General features: G+C 45.1%; 23 protein-coding genes. 11 read left to right on the forward strand and 12 right to left on the reverse strand.

The window, feature by feature from the left end; all coding sequences use genetic code 11:
• Positions 1–39 precede the first annotated feature (39 nt).
• The 4 genes from SIO70_RS02550 to SIO70_RS02565 all read left to right on the forward strand — a co-directional run bounded on the left by SIO70_RS02550 (position 40) and on the right by SIO70_RS02565 (position 3756).
• Positions 40–1005 carry a transketolase family protein gene (locus SIO70_RS02550; protein ID WP_320579178.1) on the forward strand — a complete coding sequence of 322 codons (966 nt, stop codon included), beginning with the start codon at positions 40–42 and terminating at the stop codon, positions 1003–1005.
• Positions 1006–1159: 154 nt separating this feature from the next.
• Complete coding sequence (locus tag SIO70_RS02555) at positions 1160–1711, forward strand: sigma-70 family RNA polymerase sigma factor (RefSeq protein WP_320579179.1); 552 nt, start codon at positions 1160–1162, stop codon at positions 1709–1711.
• 122 nt (positions 1712–1833) lie between these two features.
• Positions 1834–3267: a hypothetical protein gene (locus SIO70_RS02560; RefSeq protein WP_320579182.1), complete on the forward strand. Its 1434-nt coding sequence runs from the start codon at positions 1834–1836 to the stop codon at positions 3265–3267.
• Positions 3268–3333: 66 nt separating this feature from the next.
• The gene (locus SIO70_RS02565; protein ID WP_320579183.1) at positions 3334–3756 is read left to right on the forward strand and encodes a hypothetical protein; all 423 of its coding nucleotides are present in this window, start codon (positions 3334–3336) and stop codon (positions 3754–3756) included.
• Between the two features lie 68 nt (positions 3757–3824).
• Here SIO70_RS02565 and SIO70_RS02570 read toward each other — a convergent pair whose 3' ends face one another.
• From SIO70_RS02570 to purD, 7 genes are all read right to left on the reverse strand, one after another.
• The gene (locus SIO70_RS02570) at positions 3825–4577 is read right to left on the reverse strand and encodes an MBL fold metallo-hydrolase (protein ID WP_320579185.1); all 753 of its coding nucleotides are present in this window, start codon (positions 4575–4577) and stop codon (positions 3825–3827) included.
• A gap of 93 nt (positions 4578–4670) precedes the next feature.
• Positions 4671–5963: a rod shape-determining protein RodA gene (gene rodA, locus SIO70_RS02575; protein ID WP_320579187.1), complete on the reverse strand. Its 1293-nt coding sequence runs from the start codon at positions 5961–5963 to the stop codon at positions 4671–4673.
• Positions 5963–7867, reverse strand: a complete 1905-nt coding sequence (mrdA, locus tag SIO70_RS02580) for a penicillin-binding protein 2 (RefSeq protein ID WP_320579189.1) — start codon at positions 7865–7867, stop codon at positions 5963–5965. Before mrdA ends, rodA begins: the two co-directional genes overlap by 1 nt.
• Before the next feature lie 111 nt (positions 7868–7978).
• Positions 7979–8488: a rod shape-determining protein MreD gene (locus tag SIO70_RS02585; protein ID WP_320579191.1), complete on the reverse strand. Its 510-nt coding sequence runs from the start codon at positions 8486–8488 to the stop codon at positions 7979–7981.
• Positions 8485–9375: a rod shape-determining protein MreC gene (gene mreC / locus SIO70_RS02590; RefSeq protein WP_320579193.1), complete on the reverse strand. Its 891-nt coding sequence runs from the start codon at positions 9373–9375 to the stop codon at positions 8485–8487. Before mreC ends, SIO70_RS02585 begins: the two co-directional genes overlap by 4 nt.
• A 58-nt stretch (positions 9376–9433) precedes the next feature.
• Positions 9434–10456 (reverse strand): rod shape-determining protein, encoded by a 1023-nt coding sequence (locus tag SIO70_RS02595; protein ID WP_012787871.1) that lies wholly within the window; start codon positions 10454–10456, stop codon positions 9434–9436.
• 297 nt (positions 10457–10753) lie between these two features.
• Entirely contained in the window at positions 10754–12031 is a 1278-nt protein-coding gene (gene purD, locus SIO70_RS02600) for a phosphoribosylamine--glycine ligase (protein WP_320579203.1), read from the reverse strand.
• Positions 12032–12205: 174 nt separating this feature from the next.
• Here purD and SIO70_RS02605 point away from each other — a divergent pair, with 174 nt between their 5' ends.
• The 3 genes from SIO70_RS02605 (at position 12206) to SIO70_RS02615 (ending at position 16722) form a co-directional block, all read left to right on the forward strand.
• The gene (locus SIO70_RS02605) at positions 12206–13900 is read left to right on the forward strand and encodes a peptide MFS transporter (RefSeq protein ID WP_320579205.1); all 1695 of its coding nucleotides are present in this window, start codon (positions 12206–12208) and stop codon (positions 13898–13900) included.
• 207 nt (positions 13901–14107) lie between these two features.
• On the forward strand, positions 14108–16087 hold the full coding sequence (locus SIO70_RS02610) for an OPT family oligopeptide transporter (protein WP_320579207.1): 1980 nt from the start codon (positions 14108–14110) through the stop codon (positions 16085–16087).
• A 131-nt stretch (positions 16088–16218) separates the two neighbouring features.
• Positions 16219–16722 carry a hypothetical protein gene (locus tag SIO70_RS02615; RefSeq protein WP_320579209.1) on the forward strand — a complete coding sequence of 168 codons (504 nt, stop codon included), beginning with the start codon at positions 16219–16221 and terminating at the stop codon, positions 16720–16722.
• Here the strand turns inward: SIO70_RS02615 and SIO70_RS02620 are convergent.
• The 3 genes from SIO70_RS02620 to SIO70_RS02630 are packed head-to-tail and all read right to left on the reverse strand — an operon-like array spanning position 16719 to position 20595.
• Positions 16719–17921, reverse strand: coding sequence for a DUF1501 domain-containing protein (locus SIO70_RS02620; protein WP_320579211.1), 1203 nt, complete (start codon positions 17919–17921; stop codon positions 16719–16721). The two genes, SIO70_RS02615 and SIO70_RS02620, sit on opposite strands and share 4 nt — an antisense overlap.
• Before the next feature lie 10 nt (positions 17922–17931).
• Positions 17932–19374 carry a DUF1800 domain-containing protein gene (locus SIO70_RS02625; protein ID WP_320579213.1) on the reverse strand — a complete coding sequence of 481 codons (1443 nt, stop codon included), beginning with the start codon at positions 19372–19374 and terminating at the stop codon, positions 17932–17934.
• A 15-nt stretch (positions 19375–19389) separates the two neighbouring features.
• Positions 19390–20595, reverse strand: coding sequence for a molybdopterin molybdotransferase MoeA (locus SIO70_RS02630; RefSeq protein WP_320579215.1), 1206 nt, complete (start codon positions 20593–20595; stop codon positions 19390–19392).
• A 40-nt stretch (positions 20596–20635) separates the two neighbouring features.
• Between SIO70_RS02630 and moaC the strand changes: the two genes are divergently transcribed.
• Together moaC and SIO70_RS02640 are read left to right on the forward strand one after the other, a co-directional pair.
• Entirely contained in the window at positions 20636–21118 is a 483-nt protein-coding gene (moaC, locus tag SIO70_RS02635) for a cyclic pyranopterin monophosphate synthase MoaC (RefSeq protein ID WP_320579217.1), read from the forward strand.
• The gene (locus SIO70_RS02640) at positions 21118–21696 is read left to right on the forward strand and encodes an NTP transferase domain-containing protein (RefSeq protein ID WP_320579219.1); all 579 of its coding nucleotides are present in this window, start codon (positions 21118–21120) and stop codon (positions 21694–21696) included. Before moaC ends, SIO70_RS02640 begins: the two co-directional genes overlap by 1 nt.
• Here SIO70_RS02640 and SIO70_RS02645 read toward each other — a convergent pair.
• Both SIO70_RS02645 and SIO70_RS02650 read right to left on the reverse strand, forming a co-directional pair.
• The gene (locus SIO70_RS02645) at positions 21671–22087 is read right to left on the reverse strand and encodes a molybdenum cofactor biosynthesis protein MoaE (RefSeq protein WP_320579221.1); all 417 of its coding nucleotides are present in this window, start codon (positions 22085–22087) and stop codon (positions 21671–21673) included. The genes SIO70_RS02640 and SIO70_RS02645 overlap by 26 nt on opposite strands.
• 11 nt (positions 22088–22098) lie before the next feature.
• A complete protein-coding gene (locus tag SIO70_RS02650; protein WP_320579223.1) occupies positions 22099–22329 on the reverse strand; it encodes a MoaD/ThiS family protein in 231 nt (76 codons plus the stop codon).
• Between the two features lie 40 nt (positions 22330–22369).
• Between SIO70_RS02650 and SIO70_RS02655 the strand changes: the two genes are divergently transcribed.
• A complete protein-coding gene (locus tag SIO70_RS02655) occupies positions 22370–22732 on the forward strand; it encodes a DUF7009 family protein (protein ID WP_320579225.1) in 363 nt (120 codons plus the stop codon).
• A gap of 3 nt (positions 22733–22735) precedes the next feature.
• On the forward strand, positions 22736–23701 hold the full coding sequence (moaA, locus tag SIO70_RS02660) for a GTP 3',8-cyclase MoaA (protein WP_320579227.1): 966 nt from the start codon (positions 22736–22738) through the stop codon (positions 23699–23701).
• Positions 23702–23720 lie beyond the last annotated feature (19 nt).

The following is a 23720-nucleotide window of genomic DNA, read 5'->3' on the forward strand; positions in this document are numbered from 1 at the left end:
TTTTATTACTTTAGAGGCGAAATACTTATAACAAAGGCTATGGTAAAAGATATAAAACCATTAAATGAGAAGGAAACCCGCGCAGGATTTGGAGAAGGAATCCTGGAGGCAGGTCGTAGAAATCCAAATGTAGTGGCGCTGACTGCCGATCTGCTGGGCTCTATGAAACTGAACGCCTTTATCAAGGAATTTCCGGATCGTTTTGTACAAGTCGGTATTGCAGAAGCCAACATGATAGGTATTGCTGCAGGTATGACCATTGGCGGTAAAATCCCTTATACTACCACGTTTGCAAACTTTTCAACCGGACGCGTATACGATCAGATCCGTCAGTCCGTTGCTTATTCTGACAAGAATGTGAAGATCTGTGCATCTCACGCAGGTTTAACCCTGGGTGAAGATGGTGCTACTCACCAGATCCTCGAAGATATAGGAATGATGAAAATGCTGCCTGGTATGACAGTGATCGTACCTTGCGATTTCAATCAGACCAAAGCTGCCACTATTGCGATTGCAGAATACGAAGGTCCTGTGTACCTGCGTTTCGGCCGTCCAAAATGGCCTAACTTCACGGCAGAAGATCAGACTTTTGAAGTAGGTAAAGCGCAGATCCTGCACGAAGGTACCGACGTAACCCTCTTCGCCTGTGGTCATATGGTATGGCTCTCTATCGAAGCGGGTAAGATCCTGGAAGAAAGAGGCTATAGCGTGGAAATCATCAATATCCACACCATCAAGCCACTGGACGAAGCAGCTGTACTGGCTTCTATCAAAAAGACCGGTTGTGCTGTAACTGCCGAAGAACACAACGTACTCGGTGGTCTGGGCGACAGCATCGCACAGGTAGCTGCACGTAACCATGTAGTACCTATCGAATATGTAGGTACTGAAGATACTTTCGGTGAAAGCGGTAAACCTTTAGACCTGCTGAAAAAATATGGTCTGGATGCAGAGCATATCGTAGCTGCTGCTGAAAAAGCAATTGCCAGAAAGAAGGCTAAATAAGAGATATTCATCAACTTTTTATTGGACTGTAGGCTGACTGTAAAACGGTCAGCCTATATTTTTATCTCTTATCAATATTAAACCTTACGATAAAAAAACCATCTGAATAGGTGGTTTTTAATTAAATTCCAGTCTTTAACCATTTAACCTTTGTATGGCCGTTATTCAGGATGATAAGACATTGCTGAGTTTGTACAGAGATCCTGCCACAAGGGAGAAGGGATTTACGTATATAATTCAGAAATATCAGGAGCGCTTATATTGGCATGTAAGGCGACTAGTGCTGGATCATGACGACGCAAACGACGTATTGCAAAACGTATTTGTAAAAGTTTGGAAGAATCTGGAAGGCTTTCGTGAAGACGCCCAGTTATACACCTGGTTATACAAGATAGCCACCAACGAATGCCTGACCTTCCTGGAAAAACAAAAGAAAAATACCTCCGTGTCCCTGTCCGACGTGGAAACAGGACTTAGCAATACGTTAAAAGCTGATAGTCAGTTTGATGCGAATAAATTGGAATGGAAACTGCAGAGAGCTATTCTGGGACTGCCCGAAAAACAAAGGATCGTATTTAACCTGCGATACTATGACGAAATGCCCTATGAAGAAATGAGCCGTGTGCTGGATACCTCAGAAGGTGCACTGAAAGCTTCTTACCACCACGCTGTAAAAAAAATAGAAGAATTTATTAAGAACAGCTAATATTGCGACATTTGCTAATTTTTGTGGTGAAATCCATAATTTTTGAGATGAAATTGAAATTTTTGAAGACGAAACGTTTCAGTCTTTAAACTATTCATATCTTTTGCCGTCTAAATACCGAGATGATACCCAAAGGCAACGATATTGCGAACGAACTTCAGGAGCTTATTCCTGGCGCTCAATGGCCACAAAAGGCGCCCCTGTCAGGGGTTCCGGTGGGCTACTTTGAGTCCCTGCCAGCAATGATCCTTAATAAAGTGCGTCAGGTGGATGTGATGGAAGAGCTGCAAAGCCTCTCCCACATACTGGCTGCTGTACCCAAAACGTTCCCGTTGACCGTACCATCCGGGTATTTTGATCAGTTACCTCAGTCAATTAATGCACGTATTCAGGAGCCGGAATTATTGGGTATATCCCGAAAATTACCACTTACCCCTCCGCCTGCAGGGTATTTTGAGCAACTGTCAAAACAAATTCTTGCACATGTACATGAAGAGCAGGAGTCCGAACTGACTGGTATTTCCAGAGAACTACCTTTTGCCCCTCCGCCTGCAGGGTATTTTGAGCAACTGCCACAACAAATTCTTGCACATGTAAATAAAGAGCAGGAACCGGCGCTAACGGGTATTTCCCGGAATGTACCTTTCTCTGCTCCACCAAAAGGATATTTTGAGCAACTCCCCCAAAGGATACTTGCACTCGTAAACGAAGAGCTGGCCCAGGAATTGACCGGTATTTCCCGGATATCTCCTCTTACACCTCCTCCAAACGGATACTTCGGGCAACTATCCTCACAGGTGATGCAAAAAATTCAGATGGAAGAAGCCGCTACTGAGCTGGCAGCTATCTCTCCATTACTGGCATCCCTGCCAAAAGCAATACCTTTCTCTCTGCCTGAAGGGTACTTTGAGCAGTTCCCTGCCCAACTACTCCAGCAGATCCAGGAAGCAGAAAGCGTATCACCTTTTGCCGAGCTGACCAGAAACATGCCTTTCTCTATGCCTGCAGGTTACTTTGACCAGCTATCTGCCCAGGTCTTGGAAAAGGTAAGAAATGAGGAAGTAGCAGATGAACTGGCTGACATATCTCCATTACTGGCATCCCTGCCAAAAGCAGTGCCTTTCTCTGTTCCAGCCGGTTACTTTGACCAGTTGGATACACAGGTAGCCACCATTGCCCAGGCACCAGCCAAAGTAGTGAACATGCGCCCACGCAGAATGCAGTTCTACAAATGGGCGGCCGCCGCCTGTATGATTGCACTCGTAGGCACCAGCAGTTTGTTCTACATGCGCAACACCCAACAACCGGCAAATAAGGCAGTTATTAACCTGGCCGAAGCCAGCTTATCAGATGTAAGTGATCAGGAAATTTTGGAGTACCTGCAAAATCACATGGATGCTTTTGATAAAGACGACCTCATGGGAGTAACAACCGCAGCGACCACCAAAACGACGACAGAAAATTCACCATTACCTGGTGGATTGTCTACCGAGGACATTGAAAGCTATCTGGAAAACACTGGTTCTTTAAAAGAAGAAAGTCCAATTAAAAATTAAATGAAACATTTTTACATACTGTGTTTACTTTTTATCACTTCCCTTTTGTGTCGACCCTCACCTGGTATGGCACAAAGTGGCGGCAGCGATGCCGAGATAAATAGCAAGATACGGGCGGCGGAAATAGCTTACCTGGCTCAAAAGCTCGATCTTACACCAGACGAAGCCCAGAAATTCTGGCCGGTGTATAACCAGTATACCAAAGAAGTAGAGATCCTGATCGCAGAACGAAATAACCGCGCTACCGCTGCTAAAGAGAATAAAACTGAAGCAAGAAACAGTGCGCCGGATCAGGAATTAAAATATGACCAGCGTATGCTGGATATCAAAAACCATTACGATAAAGAATTTCAGAAAGTACTGCCAGCAAATAAAGCAGGGTCGGTGTTCAGGTCAGAAAGAGAATTCAGGAAAGTATTATTACAGCAGCTGAAAGAAAGACAATTGAGAAATGTGGGTGGACCAGGCCCCCGCAGATTTAGAAACTGATAACTTTAGATGTTATACAAGGAATAAGTATAAAAAAGCCTCCCATTGTGGGAGGCTTTTTTATACACTTATCTGGAAAATTTATTAAATGGCGTCTTCGTATCATGATAATAAAGAAACGTCCAATCCTCCTCTGCACCCTGCTGTTTGAACTGCTCACGGAGTTCTAAACCACGCTTGCCATCGTAATCATACTTTGCTGCAAAGCGACGGATCATGTAGGACATCTGAGGCGCTTCGTCCCCTCCAAAAAAGACCTTACCATCTTCGTCGTTGATGAGGAATACCTGGTGGTAAGGGCAGTGACCGCCGGTTACCCGGTAAGTAATATAATCGTCGATGGTACCATCACCCTCTGTGAAGACCACATTATCATAATTCTGAAGCAGGGAGATATCACTGCCGAGGTATGATTTGCCGTCATTCTCAAGCGCATACCGGAATTCCTGCCTGTTTACATAATAGGTAGCATGTGGGAATGTGAGCTGACGCTGACCGGTGATGGGATCTTCTGCAGAAACCCCACCGGAGTGATCTTTGTGCAAATGACTCATCAGTACTTTGGTGATTTCCATGGGGTTCACACCATTATCAATCAAATGCTGATGAATTTGCAATACCCCATCTTTGTTGCGCAGCCCGAGTCCTGTGTCGAAGAGAATGAAATCCTGATTCGTGATCACAAGGAAAGGTTGAATTTCTACCAGTAAGGAACCACCAGATCTTTGCTGCATGGTGTCTACTGATGGATTATAAGGTACGAACTGTTTTGTAGCATCTACAGTGAAAGACCCTTCTGATAACGGAATAATACGTGCCATAGTTTCTAGTGCCAAAGTGCGCATGCAAAGGTACAAAATAAAAAAAGAACGCTCCTGCCATAGGCGGGAGCGTTCTTTTTTATGGACGGGCCATTATCTTAATACCATCTGCCTGTCGGCATCCAGTCTCAACATTATAAATATCAACATCGTAAATGTCATTAACGACGAACCACCATAACTCACCAACGGCAATGGAATACCAATTACCGGCGCCAGACCTATCGTCATCGATATATTGATGGCCATATGGAAGAAGATGATGCTCGCGACCCCATATGCATACACCCTGCTAAATGTCGATCGCTGTCGCTCCGCGACAAATATAATCCGTAAGAGCAGGGCGACATATAGCCCTACAAATATGACAGAACCCAGAAAACCAAAGTCTTCTCCCACTGTACAGAAGATAAAGTCAGTACTCTGTTCCGGTACGAAGTCATATCTTGTTTGTGTTCCTTTCAGATACCCCTTACCGATCACACCGCCGGAACCGATGGCAATCATACTCTGCCTGGTATTGTAAGTCGCTTTCGGATCGTTCTCTTTACCCAGCATTACGTTGATACGCTTTACCTGGTAATCTTTCAGCACCTTGGTAAAAGCAAAGGGAACTATGAACATCACAAACACTGAACAGAAAGCATAGATACCTACAATCAGTGCCAGTTTGGAACGATGTCTTCTGATATCCCTGCGCATGAAATAAATGACAAGCGCTGTAATACCTGTAAATATGTAGAAGAGAATGTTTTTATCCACCAATAATGCCGACAATACTAACACAATCCCCGAGAATGCAATCACCAGCAATACAGCAGGCAACCCTTCTCTATACATGACCAGGAAGAAAGAGAAATACACCAGTGCCAACCCTGTTTCATCCTGCAAAACGATGATTGCACAGGGAATCAATGCCAGTGCAGCGGCAATCAATCGCGCCCGTAGCTTGGTAAAATCTGTTTCTAATGAAGAGAGGTATTTTGCCAACGCCAGGTTGGTACATAGTTTCGTCAACTCTGCAGGCTGGAACTGAAAGCCTCCTATTACCAGCCATGAGTGTGACCCTTTTACATCCTTACCAATGGCTATTACCAACAGTAATAATAATATACCACCTGCATACAGCAGGTTGGCCGTAGCTGTAAAGAACTTACTATCCGTCAGCCAGATGACCGTAGCCAATATGGCCGATACACCCAGCCACATAATCTGGCGGGAATAGTTTTTATTCAGGTGAATGATATCGTTCCATATATTATCGCCCTCTCTGTACTCTGCTGCAAAGATCGATAACAGGCCAACGAACACCAGTGCCAGATACAGACCCATTATAGGCCAGTCAATACCTTCTGTAAGCTTTAATTGCTGCCGGCGGTTTATCATTAGTTATTCGGGAAATAGAGTTTAAGTATTTGTTCTGTCGTCATTTTTGCTGAAGCGCCGTTCAGCGAATCCAGCTTGGATTTTTCTCTTACCACAGGATCAATGGTCACATCGTTCAATGTTTTCATCATCTGCGGCTTACGTTTAATTGATATGGTATCATTCAGGTATTTCTCAATCATCAAGCTGGCGATAGGTGCAGCATAAGTGGAACCAAAACCTGCATTCTCCACGATTACGGCTATGGCAATTTTAGGATTGTCTCTCGGCGCAAAAGCCACGAATACAGAGTGGTTCTTCAGTTTAGTAAGTTTTCCGTTTACAATAGCATTGTTCTCTGCAGTACCTGTTTTACCACACACAATGATGTTGTCAATACGGGCAATCATACCAGTACCTTTTTCCACCACATCCTCCATACCATAGATTACTGAACGGTACGATGTATCAGATACGTGTGCTACTATGTGTTTTTCTTTGTATTTAGCCAGCAAATTGGTATTGTCATTGTCTATACTGCTCACAAAGTGAGGTACATAGTAAGAACCATGGTTGGCAATGATACACATGGCATTTGCCATCTGCATGGGCGTAGCTACTACCTGGCCCTGACCCATACCTACATACAGTTCTGAACAGGAGTTCCACTGACCACGATACAATTTATTCATACCTGCGCTATCGATGGCTTTACCACCTGATTCACTCGGAATATCTACACCCAGCCTGTGACCGAGGCCGAAAGAGGAGATATAATCATGCCATTTCTGGTGTCCTTTTTTCACACCACCCCATTTAGGTGCATCCACTTCCAGCCTGTAAAGGTGTACAAAGTAAGCATTACAGGAGTTGGCAATAGCCAGTCGCAGGTTTGCTGCGTGCCCGGGGTTGTGGTGGGTGCAGGCAATCGGACGACCGCAATAGGTATATGCACCAAAGCAGGGGAAACCATAACTTGGTGTAATTACACCTTCATCCAGTGCGATCAGGGCTGTCAGCGGTTTCATAGAGGATCCCGGTGGATAACCCGCCTGGATAGCACGGTTAAAGAGAGGTTTGGTCGTATCAGTAAAGAGACGGCTAAAGTTGCGTGCTCTGAAAGAACCTGTCAGCAAGTTCGGGTCGTAGGTAGGTGCGCTCACCATAGAGAGGATACCACCTGTCTGTGGATCGATTGCTACCACACTACCAATTTTGTTACGCATCAGGTGCTCACCGAGTACCTGCAGATCAACATCCAAAGAGAGGCGGAGGTTCTTACCTGCAATAGCGGCGGTATCGAACTCCCCATGTTCATAAGGTCCCTGTGGACGGTTCAGGTTATCTTTTACCAGGTATTGGATACCACGTTGTCCCATCAGCACTTCTTCGTAAGTTCTTTCCAGACCGGTCATACCCAGGTAGTCACCCTGGTTATAATCACTGTATTGCGGGCGTTGCATCATCTGAGGGGAGATTTCACCAATATACCCTAAGATATTTGCAGCAGCGGCAAAAGGATAAGAACGGATCTGCCTGGGCACCAGTTCAAATCCGGGCTGGAACATATACATGCTTTCCTGCAGCTTACCGAACATATCCGGAGAGAGCAGGGGCGCAAAAACAGATACACGGCGGCTACCATTCTTGAGGATGGAGGAAGTGATCCGTTTTCTGAATTCTTCTTTGGTAATATTCAGGATCTGGCACATGTAGGCCGTATCAATGTTTTTGACATTGATAGGCGTTACGACCAGGTCGTACATAACATCATTGCTGAGGATACTCCGTCCTTTGCGATCGAAGATAATACCACGGCTGGGGTAAACTACTTTACGGAGTACAGCATTAGCATCCGCCAGCTTGGAGTATTTCTTCTCGACAATCTGTAAAAAGAAAAGCCTTGTTATGATCAACACGACCATGCCAAGGAAAATTAATTGTATGACCCGTTTTCTGGGTTGGTTATAAACTGACATTTCCCTGGAGATGCATTATTAATAAAAGTATCCATCTATATAAAGATACTATACATTTTACTTCCTCGAAAAGAACAACAACTCATACAGCACGATCAGGAAAATGCTCGCAGCGGTAGAAAAGATGATCTTTAACAGCAGATACAGAAAGCTGCCAACATTGAAAACCTCCAGTGAGAAGAAGACCAGATTGTGAAGGAATACCAGAATAGCAGCATAGATCAGAAACTGGGATACTCCCATACTTGTCATAGAAGGGGTCTTCTGCGTAGTTTCGAAACCACCCTGTGGAGAAAGGACATTGATAATAAATGGTCGTAGGTAGCCGATGAATACACAGGCAGCGGCGTGCATACCCATTGTATTCATAAACATATCGAGGCTGAGGCCCATGAGCAATGCCAGCAACATGAGTGCCGGACGGGGCAGGTTAAAGGGCAACAGCAGTACGAAAAGCACATAGAGATTAAAGCTAATCGATTGATGCAGCAAAATTCTGTTTAGAACAAATACCTGCAGCAATAGCAAAAGCACAAAACGGATTATATTTCTTAACAGTATGCTCATTGTTTGATCAGCTTGTAAGTTGAATCCTCCAAAGATTTTTGTTCATCCTGCAGCAGGTTGTCGATCACATATACATATTGCAGGTTGTAAAAGTTAGTGGCCAGGCGAATTCTCACATTGACAGAAGTGCTGGCTTTGTCTACCTCTTCGGTTGATTCTACATAACCGATAGGTATATTTTCAGGGAAGAAGGCGGAGTAACCGCTGGTGACTACGGTATCACCTTTTACGAGGTGTACACCTTTAGGCACGTCTTCCATGGTGGCATAACCGGCTTCGCCGCCATGCCAGCGTACCATACCCATTTCCTTACTGTGGTTCAGGCGGGCACTGGTACCGAAGTTACGACCTTTGGAGAGCAGGGAAATGATGACAGCATAGTGTTCATTCACACTGCGTACGATACCTACTACACCGCTTGGGCCAACTACGCCCATATTAGGACGAATGCCATCGGCACTGCCACGGTGAATGGTAATATAGTTGATAGGACTATTTACGGAGTTGTTGACAACCTTAGCAGCTTTGTACAGGTAGCGGCGTACAGCGGTACTGATCACTTTGCGGGTGGTATCAGTACTATACTGACGAATGGTATCAGATTTTACAATATTGTCGAGGATAACAGTGTCGAAACTTGTGCGCAGCATATTGTGCAGACGGGCATTCTCTTTTACCAGACTGTCATTTGTTGCTTTCAGGTGAAAGTAGTATTCTACGTTGTTGTAACGTTCGTATAACCTGGCGCTAATGTTATTGGCGGAATTGAGGTAAGCTGTTTTCTGAAAATCGTTGTTCTGGAAGACCAGCACTAAACAGATCACTTCCAGCAGCAAGAACAGAAAAAAATTAAAGTAGCGCCTTAAGAAAATGATGAGATTACGCACAGGATTTTATTTCTATAAAGAAGCCTGCAAAGCCGATAGCCCTGCAGGCCCCTCTGTATTATTGCATTAGGAACGGATACTTACCTACGTGTTTCAGTGCGATACCGGTACCTCTTACCACGGCGCGCAGTGGATCGTCTGCCACGTGAACGGGCAATTTGATCTTCTGGGTCAGGCGTTTGTCGAGACCGCGCAACAATGCACCACCACCGGTCAGATATAAACCTCTGCGGTAGATATCGGCAGCCAGTTCGGGAGGAGTTGTTTCCAATGCTTTCAGGATAGCTTCTTCGATCTTGAAGATGGATTTGTCCAACGCTTCAGCTACTTCCTGGTAAGATACCATGATCTGTTTAGGAATACCGGTTACGAGGTCACGTCCATTTACTGCTACATCATCTGGTGGGTTGTCCAGTTCTTTCAGTGCAGAACCGATCTGGATCTTGATCTGCTCAGCAGTTCTTTCACCAATCAGCAGGCTATGATAGCGGCGCAGGGCTTCCATGATATCGGCAGTGAACTCGTCACCGGCGATACGGATACTCTGGTCGCACACAATACCAGCGAGGGCGATCACGCTAATACCGGTGGTACCACCTCCGATATCGATGATCATGTTACCTACCGGCTCTTCTACGTCAATACCGATACCCAGCGCAGCGGCCATCGGTTCATGTATCAGGAACACTTCCTTAGCGCCCGCCTGCTCGGCAGAGTCGCGTACGGCGCGTTTTTCTACTTCTGTAATGCTGGATGGAATGCAAATTACCATACGCCAGCTGGGAGAGAACAAAGGCTTCTTTGGATACACCAGTTTGATCATTTCACGAAGCATACCTTCTGCTGCATTGAAGTCCGCGATAACACCATCTTTCAGGGGACGAATGGTGCGCAGGTATTCATGTGTCTTCTCGTGCATCATCATGGCTTTCTTACCAACAGCCACAATTTTCCCGCTAGCGCGCTCTATAGCAACAATGGAAGGTTCATCCACTACCACCTGGTCATTGTGAATGATCAGCGTATTAGCTGTACCTAAGTCAATCGCTATTTCCTGTGTTAAAAAATTAAAGAACCCCATTGCTTAATATGGTCAAAATATTATTGTGTGCAAAAATGAATAATTCCAACGAATATACAATCTTAAAATTGTATGTTTTCTCAATAATACAACTAAATATTAAAAAATGTTATTTATTGTATTTGATGAGCCGGTTAGTAGTTGCAACAGTTAAAAACAACCTGTTAGCCGGTATAATATGACTCTCGAAAACGCTTAAACGAATGATCGTTTATGAAATGGTATTGCTCTCTATGAATGAATGAGTTATGCGACAGTAGTGGTGCCTGCATAGCCACAGGCCACCCCTTGCTGGGCTTACACGAACTCGAATCCAATATCCCTCCTGTAATATTTGCCTTCAAAATCAATAGATTCTGCTGTTTGCCGGCTATGCGACAACGCAATACCCAGATCAGAAGCCAGTGAAGTGATGGTAAGTACCCGACCGCCATTGGTGAGGATCTCACCACCTGCAACCTTTGTACCTGCCTGGAATACCAGCTGATCCTGCGTTGGGGCAGGAATGTTGGTAATGACCTTACCCTTCTCATACGCTTCCGGATACCCTCCGGCTACCAGCATTACTGTGGTTGCCACACGGCTATCCTCGTAAATTTTTTGTGCAGACAGCTTACCGTCTATCACTGACTGAAACAGCTCCAGCAGGTCATTTTGCAGGCGAGGCATTACCACCTCCGTTTCAGGATCACCCATGCGACAGTTGTATTCTATCACAAATGGCGCTCCATCTACTTTGATCAACCCAAAGAAAATAAAGCCGTTGTAGACAATGTTCTCTTTGGCTAACCCGTCTACCGTAGGTTTGATCACCTGTTCTACCACCTGGTCCATAAATGCTTTGTCAGCAAATGGAACAGGGGAAACAGCACCCATACCACCAGTATTCAGGCCGGTATCGCCCTCTCCAATACGTTTATAGTCTTTCGCGGAAGGCAGCAGCTGATAGCTTTTACCATCCGTGAGCACAAATACAGATAATTCTATGCCAGAAAGGAATTGTTCTACAACAACTTTTTTGCTGGCATCACCAAACTTCGCCTCGCGGATCATCTGGGTGAATTCAATCACCGCAGCTTCGCGGTCTTCCAGGATCACTACACCCTTACCGGCAGCCAAACCATCGGCCTTGAGTACAATTGGGGTGGAATGCTGACGAAGGTAAGCAACCCCTTCTTCGTAGGTGCTCTCGTCAAACTCCCTGTAGGCGGCAGTTGGAATATTGTGACGGCTCATGAACTGCTTTGCAAATGCCTTACTGCCCTCCAGTTGAGCGGCATATGCAGAAGGTCCCATCACTGGGATGTGTTTCAAAGCTTCGTCCTGCTGGAAGAAATCGTAGATCCCTTTTACCAGGGGTTCTTCAGAACCAGGTACTACCAGGGTAATGGCATTTTTAAGACAGAAAACCCTTATTTTTTCGAAGTCGGACACCGCGAAATCAACATTCTGTCCATATTGGGCAGTACCCGCATTTCCGGGAGCGATGAACAACTGCTCACATAAAGTGCTTTGAGTCATTTTCCAGGCCAGGGCGTGTTCCCGGCCACCACTTCCTAATAGTAAAATCTTCATATTGTATATCAGTGTGTAATTTGAGCGAATTCAGCCATTTCTGCCCCGTTCTTCCAATTTTTTTGCAAAGAAAGGCCAAAATTTAACCAAAAGCACCATTTTTCTATATAAAAAGCCTAATTTATTTATCTTGCCACATTCATAGGACTAACTTATCAACAAAACTAACCAATTATGACTCAATCTGCTGTTGAGCAGCCTGTAAGTACACCAAAACAAAAAGGCGGCCATCACAAAGGCCTTTATGTTCTTTTTTTTACTGAGATGTGGGAGCGCTTCGGGTATTACCTGATGATCGGGATCTTCTTCCTATACCTGATAGATCCAACCGCTAATGGCGGTAAAGGCTTCGATACTGCCCACGCTTCTGATCTTGTAGGTTCGTACATTGCATTGGTATACCTCTCGCCGTTCATAGGGGGATTAATGGCCGACAGATATCTCGGCTATCGTAAAGCGGTTATTTTAGGGGGCGCCCTGCTTGCCGCCGGTTATTTTACACTGGCCTTCCCCGGGGAATTAGCCATGTATATGGCCCTGACCCTGATCATTATCGGAAATGGCTTCTTTAAACCAAACATCGGCACCATTCTCGGGAACATCTACAACAGAGAAGACCTTAAACCTAAGAAAGACATTGCCTACAACATCTTTTACATGGGTGTAAATATCGGTGCCTTTATTTGCAACTTCGTCGCTGCTTACCTGCGTAACCACTATGGCTGGGGCCACGCTTTTACCGCTGCCGGCATAGGTATGCTGATAGGTCTGGCCATCTTCATCTCCAAATCCAAAGTGATTGCTGAAGGTGATATCCGCAAACCAGTACAGAAAGATGATATGCCAATGAGCAAAATCCTCGGACTGGTATTGCTGCCAGCTTTCATCGCTGCTATACTGGGTTACTTCATGTACAAATTCCTCGGGCATCCGCTATTTGGTACACCATCCATCGATGCATTCATGTTTGCCTGTGTACCTATCGTTATTTTCTACATTCGCCTGTATACTACTGCTAATAAAGAAGATAAACGAGGACTGGGTGCGCTGTTGGCCTTCTTTGCAGTAGCGATCGTGTTCTGGGTGATCTACAACCAGAACAGCACCGGTTTGACAATCTGGGCAGATCAGTATACGGATCGTTCTATGTCAGAAGGTGTTGAAAAAATTGCGAAACCAATGGGTATGCTGCAAACTGTGACAACTGAGCCACACGCCGTCACCCAGATTGATGCACAATTTCGTGCCATAACTGATGGTCATGGCAATACCATTACTGTACAGGGTGCAGATCCTTACTTCCAGAACCTGCCAAAGGACAAATGGCCAGCCAGCGGCAAAATGCAACTGATTTCAACAGAGATCTTCCAATCTGCCAACCCTGGGTTTATTGTATTATTCACATTGTTAGTCCTCGGATTGTTCGGATGGCTCGCCAAGAGAGGCAAAGAACCCACTACACCTATGAAGGTGGCAATGGGTATCTTCATTGCCGGCCTGTCGTCTTTACTGATGATCGTGGCAGCATCTATGACGAATGTATATGTAGATAAGAGTTCTATGGCCTTCCTGGTAGGTACCTATGCCATCTTCACCGTGGGTGAAATATTGGTAAGTCCGATCGGATTATCTATGGTATCCAAGTTATCCCCTCCACGCCTTACGGCACTGATGATGGGTGGCTGGTACCTGGTGAACTCCATTGCCGGAAAAGTGGCTGGTATGATGGCTACTTTCTGGGATAACTTCACCGACAAAAAGGTGTATTTCATGATCCTGACCGTAGCTGCAGCCATTGCATTTGTAGTCATGCTGATGATCAGTAAGTGGATTGCCGGTGTTGTAAAAGAGAAGACAGGATCTTATTAATACCATCGAAAAGTTATACTTAAAATGCTTCTGCCGGCCGGCAGAAGCATTTTTTTTAGGGGTAAAGGGCTATATGTCTTATATTGCCTCCCAAACAAAATCTAACTATACCCACCAACAACAACTATGGCAGATAATTTTAAACCTTTTGTCTCACCCGAGGTGAAGATGAAAGAATTTACAGTCAAGTCCATTTTATTGGGCTGCATGTTTGGTATTATATTCGGTGCCGCCACGGTGTATCTTGCGCTGAAAGCGGGTTTAACGGTTTCTGCGTCTATCCCGATTGCAGTGATTGCCATTACACTGGGCCGGAGATTCTTTAAGACCACGATTCTGGAAAACAACATTATTCAGACTACAGGTTCAGCAGGTGAATCCATTGCTGCGGGTGTAGTATTTACGTTACCTGGCTTCCTGTTCTTATCTGACCACAATGGTGATCAGTATTTTAATTACATCACGATCCTCATCCTCGCCATCTTTGGTGGTATCCTGGGTACATTGATGATGATCCCCCTTCGCCGGTCACTGATCGTAAAAGAGCACGAAACCCTGCCATACCCTGAAGGTACTGCCTGTGGCGATGTACTTATAGCCGGTGAAAAAGGCGGTGACTTTGCCAAAACAGCTTTCTATGGTCTGGGCTTTGCAGTAGTATATGCCGTGTTCCAAAAGGTATTTCACGTGATTTCGGAAACACCTGCCTATATGACCAAACAGGTCAACAAATTCTTCCCTTCTGCTAAAATAAGTGCTGACATCACCCCTGAATACCTGGGTGTTGGTTATATCATTGGGCCCCGCATTGCTGGTGTACTGGTAGCGGGTGGTGTATTGTCCTGGTTGGTATTGATCCCATTGCTGGCTAGTTTACTGCCTGGTGACCTGATCGCTACCCAGCTGGTAAAACTGGGTTACCTCGCTAACCTGGCTACGCCTGGTGGTAAAGGTAACTGGAATCCTGCTACACATACTTTTACGGATTACTCTGCCGCTATCTACTTTGCCTATGTACGCCAGATAGGCGCTGGTGCCGTAGCAGCAGGCGGTTTCATCACGCTGATCAAAACCATTCCTACCATCATCTCTTCTTTCAAAGGTAGCCTTGGTTCCCTGAAGAAAGGTGAAGCTACAGGTGCTGCAAATGTTGAAGTACCACGTACAGAAAAAGACCTGAATGTGAAGCTGGTATTGTTTGGTAGCATTGGCCTGATCATCCTGATGGCATTCCTGCCCCAGTTGCCAGGTCAGTCTATTGGTCAGAAACTGCTGGTAGGTTTGCTGGTGGTAATATTCGGTGCATTCTTCGTAACTGTATCCAGCCGTATCGTAGGTTTGATTGGTTCTTCGAACAACCCTATTTCAGGTATGACTATCGCTACACTGATGGGTACCTGCCTGGTATTTATTGCTGTGGGTTGGAGCGGCAAATTATATGAACCAATGGCACTGGTAGTAGGTGGTATGATCTGTATCGCCGCTGCGAATGCAGGTGGTACATCGCAGGATCTGAAGTCTGGTTACATCGTGGGTGCTACTCCTATGTACCAGCAGTTGTCACTGTTTATTGGTGCGATCGTATCCTCTATCGTAATTGGTCTGACAGTGAAATTCCTCGACAAACCTACTGCTGTAATGATTGCGAATGGGGTCACTGACCACGCAATTGGTAGTACTTATTTCCCTGCACCACAGGGTACGCTGATGGCTACATTAGCGAAAGGTATTCTCTCTAAAAACCTTGACTGGCAGTTTGTACTGGTAGGCGTATTCCTCTCTATCGTAATGGAGCTGTGTGGTATTAAATCACTGTCCTTTGCGGTAGGTGCTTATCTGCCATTATCTACGACTTTACCAATTGCAATTGGTGGCGCTATTCGTGGTGTGGTAGATTCAAAAAACAAGAAGAAGAATGTGAAGGTTTCTGCTGAAGAAGAAGAGCTGGGCAAAGGAAACCTGTTTGCCACCGGCCTGGTAGCTGGTGGTGCGGTCGCTGGTGTGATCATTGCGATTATGGCGGGCTTCAATAGTACTGCAGGTGCCCTGGATGCCATGAATATGGAAAATGCACTCTCTGGTGCATTGGGCGAAGAAGGTTATTATATACTCGGTGTATTAGGATTTGCATTCATGGGATGGGTGCTGTATCGCATCGCCACAAGAAATAAAGAAGCAGGCGCTTAATAGCAATACCTCTTTTAAAAATAAAAAAGCGTTTTTGGCCGATGGTCAAAAACGCTTTTTTGTTTACTTTTAATTATCGATTGACAATTAACCTCTTACATTTTCGTTAGCTATATAAAACCCAAAATCTCATGCGCCAATTAATTGCTTTAGCCGGAATCCTGTTACTGTTTAGCGCCTGCAAGCACGATGACAACGAACCCATCAGAAAATTTACATCCTTCCAGGTAGATAGCCTGATCGTACTGGCTGAAGACCCAACCGCTGTGCTCACCCCTGCTAATCTTACAGATAACGACGCTACCAATGACTATCCGGTTCTAACCATTCTCGCTACCGGCAACCATGATGAAACGGTTCAATTTTCTTTGATTTCTGAAACCGAAACAATTCAACCCGGGGACTATTCTTCTACCATCTATGGCAATGCCTTTCGACTAGGATTTGCAGGCCTCGATTACAGCCTGCAGGCGAATTATAATTTTGGTACGCTGAACCTGCATATTACCAAAGTAGTTGATACACTCATCGAAGGTTCCTTTGATGGTGAACTCATAGACACCACCGGCACTATCTCTCCAAAACCGTTGGCAAAAGGATTCCTGCGGGTTGTATTCAAAAGAGATACACTCTAAATAAATGATAAATGATCGTAGTTGTGTTTTAAAATTGTTTTGTCATCTGCACCCAACCATTTGTTGAGCAGCGTGGCATATACACTCTTGAAATCAACTTTGTATTGCAGATCTCCGTCTTTCAGATTCATCAGATCAGGACCATCGTTCAATAAACCCTGTTGTTTTAATCCACCACCTATCAGGAACATGTTATTCGCAGTACCATGGTCTGTGCCATTGCTGGCGTTCTGCGCCACTCTTCGGCCAAATTCTGAGAAGGTCATGACCACCACATCCTGAAAACGGTTATTGTTCTTCAGGTCTCTTGTAAATACTGTCACTGCATCGTCCAGTTGTTTGAAGAGGTTTTGTTGCTGTGCCTGTTGATTTACGTGTGTATCAAAACTACCATGAGATACATAATATACTTTGGTACTGATGTCGGACATGATCAGCTTTGAAATGGTACGCAGGCTCTTACCCAAATGGGTGGAAGGATAATCTTCTTTGGTGTCGTATGTTTTAAATTGCTTTTGAATATAATTGGCAGATGATAAGGTAGCGCCCAGTGTTTTGTACAGATAATCCACATTAGGTTCTTCATCACGATGCTGATGCATCAGATCATTGTACAATCCTGCATTGATACCACTGCTTAACCTGCCCGGATCATTGAATGCTAATCCTTTCTGGAATTCACCTTTCATGGCAAGACTCAATGTATCGTCGATTTCCAGTGCCTGCACGGGTTTATCACAATCTTTACATTGTGCATCGAGATAGCGGCCTACCCAACCATTACCCCAGTAGTCAGAAGAGTTGCTGGCGGATTGCCAGATATCCATAGAGCGGAAATGCGAACGATCCGGATTGGGATAACCTACATTTTGCAGGATGCCCATACCGCCATCATCATACAGTGCTTTCATGCCTACCATAGCAGGATGAAGCCCTGTTTCATCTGTGAGGGACAGCGCCTTTTCTCTTTGTATACCTAAGCTGGGCCGGAGTTTATAATAGATGTCATTGCGATATGGAATTACGGTATTCAACCCATCATTACCACCTGACAACTGGATAATGACAAGTACCTTATTGCCCGGCGGCACCATGGCATGTGTTGAGTTTTCCAATGCTTTCAGGAACTTCGGTATGAACAAAGATGCTGATGCCAACGAGCCCGCTTGTAAAAAACGACGTCTGTTCAATATTAGCATACAATAAGTTTTAACACAATTGATATTCGGGTGTACTCATCACAGCGATGGTGACTGTCTTTATAAATTGTTCTCTGGATGTAACGTCCGCGTAGTTTTCCAGTATCTGCCTGCTTACGTTCTTACTATTTTGCAGGAGCGTATCCGCAATGGTAGTAGCCAGGTTTTCGCGTTTTACATCATTGTATTCTCCTATGTAATCGTCCCAATGAATAATGCCTTTGATCATTCTGGCATATTGTTTTTTCGCTGCATCATTTACCTGCTGGGTGGCTTTGTAACTTCCCATCCCCATTTCTGGCGTGATCTCTTTGGGCTGGATATTGAAATCCTTTTCATAGAGAATCATAGATGGTAACTGCATGCGATACATTAAACTGGAACTATCTATCCAGTTACGGCCACCGGGCCATCCGGCTACGTTTGGCGGGTAAAATAAAGTCTGACCCAATACCTGTTGAAAGGAGATCATCACTTCTTCCCTGTCAAAATCAACAGGGATCGTTCTGCGAAAACCAACCAGCAATTCAATGGGCGATTTGATATGGTTCCCGATCAATTTACTATCGTAAAACCAGTCTGCCATAAAGATGTTGCGCATCAGTTCTTTGATGTCGTAACCAGCATTATAAAATTTATCTGCGAGGGTGTTGATCTTTTCAGGGTCAGGTGTTTCTTCATCTACAAAGAATTTATAAATCTTCGCAGTGATGAATTGTGCAGTCGCTTTTTTCTCTAAGAGAATTTTCAATACATCATCACCATTGAAGTTCCCTTCTTTGCCAAGAATATTTTTCACCCCTTCATCATGCGTCTTTTCCCTGAACACAAAGTTACCGTCATCATCAAAAGCCCATCCGGTGAAGGCTCTGGCCGATTCTTTCACATCCTGTTCAGTATAGTTACCACGACCCATGGTGAATAGCTCCATCACTTCACGAGCGAAGTTTTCATTGGGATGTGCTTTCCTGTTTTGTTGATTATTCAGGAACTGCAACATGGCAGGCGTCTTGGAGACAGCGGTGAGTAAGTCTCCAAAATTGCCCAGGGCATTGACCCTGATCACATTCAGCAATTGTTGGTTGAACAGTACATTCTGTGTGCGACAGGCGAAGTGTCCATGCCAGAAGAGGGCCATTTTTTCTCTTAATGGATGTGTACTGTGCACCATCTCATCTACCCATGATACGTTCAGGTCTTTGATACCTTGCGTATTCATTTGCTGCACCATCTTGCGGGTATCTGCATCCAGGTCTTTTTTCTTCCTGTAATCAGGTAGGTCGGACTGGTCAATGATCTTGATGGGAGTCGTCTCATCTTTAGCAGGACCAATAAGGATCTTGCTTACAATTTGTTTACGGCGCTTGTGGGTCCAATCAGCTATAACAGGATAGCGTTCTCCAAAGCCGGCCCTCCATGCGAGGTGCTGCATCTGCAATTTTTCAGGGACCATAATTTTATTTTTAGATCAGGATCTGAATCTCCACACTGGATAACTACTGCCTTTCTCAAAGTATTCTTTTTCTGATGGCAATTCCAGAAACCCATCTGCCTGCAATAAAGCTGCCAGATCTCCGGAACCATGATAGGGTGGTGGCAAAGCGATGAACTGGCCGCCCGCTACCGGGTGCAAACGAACAGGCATGAAATAGGTCAATGGTGGCTTGAAATGTACGTCTGTACCCAATACAGCGAAAGGTTCAGGACCTGCAGTAATTTGTAAAGAAGCTTTTAACCATGGCAAAACATAACGATAACAACACATGAACCCGGATACCGGATTGCCCGGCAATGCAAAAACCACAGGGCCATTTTCAAAGTGTCCAAACAGGAATGGTTTGCCGGGGCGCTGTTGTACTTTATGAAATACCTGCTGCATACCCAGCTCTTCCAATACCTGGGGCAGGTGATCATATTTACCAGCAGAGACAGCTCCCGTACAGATCAATACATCATGATCTAATAGTGATCCTAATAATTGTTGTATGGCGGGTATATCGTCATTGACATGATAACAGGTGGCATGGATACCCAGTTCTGTTTGTAGTGCAGCAGCGAGTGTATAAGAGTTGGAAGTACGTACCTGGTGTATATCAGGGATTTCTGATACAGGTACCAGTTCATCGCCGGTAGTTATAATGGCGACTTTGGGCAGGCGGCTTACACTTACCATCGATTTACCAACAGCAGCCAGTACACCTGTTTCGGCAGCAGTAATACGGGTGCCTGCAGCGATCAATACCTGACCAGCAGCGGCATCGGCACCCTGACGGTGAATGTGTTGCCCCTGTGCTACACCAGCTTTGATAGTAAAACGACGGAAACCATCGTGTTCCGACACTTCCAGGTGTTCGTACTGGATCACAGTATCAGTCAGTTCCGGCAAAATAGCGCCGGTCATAACTTCCAAACAATCAGCCATGCTACCGAGTTGCTTTCTGGGCATACCTGCGGCCTGCATGTCTTCTACGCCAAATACAATTTGTCCTTTGGAATAGGCTTCAAAATTGATGGCGATCCCATCCATCATTACGCGGTCATAAGGGGGGAAGTCCCGATCAGATAAAACGGGTTCACGTAGTACCCTTCCGGTGGCGGAAGTAAATGGTACCTGTTCCATTCCGAAGTCTCTGGCTATCCCCATGACAGCAGCATAGGCAGCGATGACATCCATTAGCATATGTTAACAGGTTTCTTTGTAAATTTATTCTATTATGAGCAATGATTCAAGTAATGAAGGTTTTTCTCACCTGAATGCAGCAGATCAACCTACTATGGTGGATGTAAGTGGCAAGATGGTGACGGAAAGAATTGCGGTTGCGGAAAGCAGGGTCTTTTTGCCCGAAGTAATCCGGCAGCAATTCAGTGGCAGCGATATTCATACAAAGAAAGGCGCAGTGTTTCAGACAGCGATCATAGCTGGTATTATGGCGGCAAAAAAAACGCCTGATCTGATACCGCTTTGTCATACCTTATTGCTGGAAGGTTGTAAGGTAGATATCACTATGGAAGGAGAGGAAGCAGTCGTGAGATGTACGATCAAAACTACCGGCAGAACGGGTGTGGAGATGGAAGCACTGACGGGTGCCAGCATTGCAGCATTGACGATCTATGATATGTGCAAGGCTTTCTCTCATGGCATGGAGATCAGGCAAACAAAATTGATCAGTAAAACAGGTGGTAAAAGAGATTTCTGATGTCAGGTTTATATGGATTGATATTATGTGGCGGGCGAAGCCTGCGCATGCAGCAGGATAAGAGCCAGCTGGATTATCATGGGGTGCCGCAATGGCAATATTTGTATCAGTTATTAGCCCCCCTGACGGAGAAAGTATTTCTTTCCTGTCGTGCAGATCAGCAATTAGATACAGCATTGCCCGTGATTACCGATAGTGTAGGTGATGCTGGTCCGGCTACGGGGATATTGAGTGCACATGCAGCTTTTCCGGAAAACGCCTGGTTGGTATTGGCGTGCGATCTGCCGTTGATAAGTGCGCAGAGTTTAGAATTGCTGGTAGCTTCAAGAGATATCAGCAAAGAAGCAACTGCCTTTATCAGTTCATTCAAACAATCACCGGAACCATTGATGACGATATGGGAAACCGCAGGCTTAAAAAGACTGGATGCTGAAAAGGGATGTCCGCGTAAAACCTTACTGAAAGCGGATATCGCATTGATTGAAAATCCATTTGCAATAGAGCAGTTTAACGCAAATACACCTTCGGAAAAAGAAGAAGCCATGCGCGCGATTATGGATGCGCAGCTACCCAGGTAGCACCATCTTCGAAGAATTCTTTTTTCCAGATAGGTACTGTTTGTTTCAATGTGTCGATGGCGTATTGACAGGCTTCAAAAGCAACGGCCCTGTGAGGAGCCGCAGCAGCAATGACTACGACCGTTTCGCCAGGAGTTTTTTCACCTGTGATGTGGAGGATAGCGATGCGGTGAATGCCCAATTCTGAGATAGTATACTGTGCAATCTTTTCCATTTCAGAAATAGCCATCGGCTCATAGCACTCAAAGAATAATTTCACTACCTTCTTCCCTTGTGTTTCATTCCGCACATTACCCACAAACAGCACTACACCACCGCAATCCGGTGATTCCACAAAATCCAGTGCCTGTTGCACATTAATATCAGGTGCTATGTGTACAAGGAAGTTCATATTGACATTTTTCAGCCGCCACTTACGGGAGGTATTACAGCAATCTCATCGCCGGGTAATAATGGTTGCTCATCATTTGCATATACTTTATTCACAGCTATCATCAAAGAACGTAATTCACGCAGCGGAGGATATTGTGCATACAACCATTCTTTCAGTGCGGCTACGTCAGCAACGCCTGTAGAGGTGATAGCCCCTGCCCCCGCAATATCTTTTGCAATACCAAATAATAACACACGCATAGTTATAGATAAAGCTACGATAATGTAGTAATTTACATACATGAAAATAAGAATTCGCGGGAACAGTATCCGCTACCGGTTGGATAAACAGGATATTGCTACACTGCAGGAAACGCAGCAGGTAGAAGAGATCACTACGATTGGCGCCGGTACCCTGCAATTTTCGATACATGCAAAAGGGGAAGCGCCCGCCATTGCCCTGAATGCAAATGGGGTACAATTGTTTTTGCCTGTAACACAGGTATCCGGGTGGATCACCACTGAGCAGGTAGGTTTTAAGCATGAGTTACCAAATGCTGATGGCTCTGTACTTCACCTGCTTATAGAAAAGGATTTTAAATGTCTGACCGAAAGAGAGGAGGACGAAAGCCAGGCCTTTGAGAATCCTACACAGAGTTGCTAAATTATGTTGACAGACGCACATAACCGTATAATTAATTACATCAGGCTGGCAGTGACTGATCGCTGTAACCTGCGATGTACCTATTGTATGCCGGAACAGATGCAGTTTCTGCAAAGGCAGGAACTACTCACCAATGACGAGATCCTGACCCTACTGCGTCCACTGGCAGCAGCGGGGATTGATAAGTTACGAATTACGGGTGGAGAGCCTTTCCTGCGGAAAGACCTGCTGCCATTGTTAACCTCACTGAAAACATTCATTCCCGAAATTTCCATTACGACCAATGGGGTCCTGACCCAACCTTATATTCCCCAATTAAAAGCAATAGGCATCCGGAAAATCAACCTGAGCCTGGATACTTTGCAAAGAGACCGTTTCCAGCAAATAACGAAGAGGGATCAGTTTCCTGCTGTGATGCAGACATTGAACAGTCTGCTGGAACATGATATGCAGGTAAAACTGAATGTCGTGATCATGGGTGGGGTGAATACAGATGAACTACAGGCCTTTGCAGAACTGACGAAACAAATGCCGCTGTCTGTGCGGTTTATTGAAGAGATGCCGTTCAATGGACAGGGACATGCTTTTTCAGGAAATCAATGGCATTACCTGCGCATGCTGGATGCTTTGCAGGAATATTATACTTTGAAGAAATTGCCAATTCAGCCACAGGCGACAAGTATAAACTACCAAATACCTGGTTATCAAGGGCAAATAGGCGTAATTCCTGCTTATAGCCGTACCTTTTGTGGCACTTGCAACCGGCTTCGCATCACGCCTACAGGTGGTTTGAAGACATGCCTGTATGGAGGTGATGTACTGAATGTAAGAGATTTACTTCGTAGCGGGGCAGGCAGTGCATTGATTTTACAGGAGATTCGGCATGCGCTGGGGCATAGAGCAGAGAATGGGTTTGAGGCGGAGCGCCAGAACCAACACTGGGATAGTATGTCTGTAATTGGGGGGTAAAGAAGTAATTCCGGGTAAG

This window comes from Chitinophaga sancti (genome assembly GCF_034087045.1).
Lineage (GTDB): Bacteria > Bacteroidota > Bacteroidia > Chitinophagales > Chitinophagaceae > Chitinophaga > Chitinophaga sancti_B.

Excerpts from the sequence above, each read along its gene's own strand:
- SIO70_RS02550 (WP_320579178.1), top strand. The coding sequence starts at position 40 with ATGGTAAAAGATATAAAACCATTAAATGAGAAGGAAACCCGCGCAGGA.
- SIO70_RS02555 (WP_320579179.1), top strand. The coding sequence starts at position 1,160 with ATGGCCGTTATTCAGGATGATAAGACATTGCTGAGTTTGTACAGAGAT.
- SIO70_RS02560 (WP_320579182.1), top strand. The coding sequence starts at position 1,834 with ATGATACCCAAAGGCAACGATATTGCGAACGAACTTCAGGAGCTTATT.
- SIO70_RS02565 (WP_320579183.1), top strand. The coding sequence starts at position 3,334 with ATGGCACAAAGTGGCGGCAGCGATGCCGAGATAAATAGCAAGATACGG.
- SIO70_RS02570 (WP_320579185.1), bottom strand. The coding sequence starts at position 4,577 with ATGGCACGTATTATTCCGTTATCAGAAGGGTCTTTCACTGTAGATGCT.
- rodA (WP_320579187.1), bottom strand. The coding sequence starts at position 5,963 with ATGATAAACCGCCGGCAGCAATTAAAGCTTACAGAAGGTATTGACTGG.
- mrdA (WP_320579189.1), bottom strand. The coding sequence starts at position 7,867 with ATGGTCGTGTTGATCATAACAAGGCTTTTCTTTTTACAGATTGTCGAG.
- SIO70_RS02585 (WP_320579191.1), bottom strand. The coding sequence starts at position 8,488 with ATGAGCATACTGTTAAGAAATATAATCCGTTTTGTGCTTTTGCTATTG.
- SIO70_RS02595 (WP_012787871.1), bottom strand. The coding sequence starts at position 10,456 with ATGGGGTTCTTTAATTTTTTAACACAGGAAATAGCGATTGACTTAGGT.
- purD (WP_320579203.1), bottom strand. The coding sequence starts at position 12,031 with ATGAAGATTTTACTATTAGGAAGTGGTGGCCGGGAACACGCCCTGGCC.
- SIO70_RS02605 (WP_320579205.1), top strand. The coding sequence starts at position 12,206 with ATGACTCAATCTGCTGTTGAGCAGCCTGTAAGTACACCAAAACAAAAA.
- SIO70_RS02610 (WP_320579207.1), top strand. The coding sequence starts at position 14,108 with ATGTTTGGTATTATATTCGGTGCCGCCACGGTGTATCTTGCGCTGAAA.
- SIO70_RS02615 (WP_320579209.1), top strand. The coding sequence starts at position 16,219 with ATGCGCCAATTAATTGCTTTAGCCGGAATCCTGTTACTGTTTAGCGCC.
- SIO70_RS02620 (WP_320579211.1), bottom strand. The coding sequence starts at position 17,921 with ATGCTAATATTGAACAGACGTCGTTTTTTACAAGCGGGCTCGTTGGCA.
- SIO70_RS02625 (WP_320579213.1), bottom strand. The coding sequence starts at position 19,374 with ATGGTCCCTGAAAAATTGCAGATGCAGCACCTCGCATGGAGGGCCGGC.
- SIO70_RS02630 (WP_320579215.1), bottom strand. The coding sequence starts at position 20,595 with ATGGATGTCATCGCTGCCTATGCTGCTGTCATGGGGATAGCCAGAGAC.
- moaC (WP_320579217.1), top strand. The coding sequence starts at position 20,636 with ATGAGCAATGATTCAAGTAATGAAGGTTTTTCTCACCTGAATGCAGCA.
- SIO70_RS02640 (WP_320579219.1), top strand. The coding sequence starts at position 21,118 with ATGTCAGGTTTATATGGATTGATATTATGTGGCGGGCGAAGCCTGCGC.
- SIO70_RS02645 (WP_320579221.1), bottom strand. The coding sequence starts at position 22,087 with ATGAACTTCCTTGTACACATAGCACCTGATATTAATGTGCAACAGGCA.
- SIO70_RS02650 (WP_320579223.1), bottom strand. The coding sequence starts at position 22,329 with ATGCGTGTGTTATTATTTGGTATTGCAAAAGATATTGCGGGGGCAGGG.
- SIO70_RS02655 (WP_320579225.1), top strand. The coding sequence starts at position 22,370 with ATGAAAATAAGAATTCGCGGGAACAGTATCCGCTACCGGTTGGATAAA.
- moaA (WP_320579227.1), top strand. The coding sequence starts at position 22,736 with ATGTTGACAGACGCACATAACCGTATAATTAATTACATCAGGCTGGCA.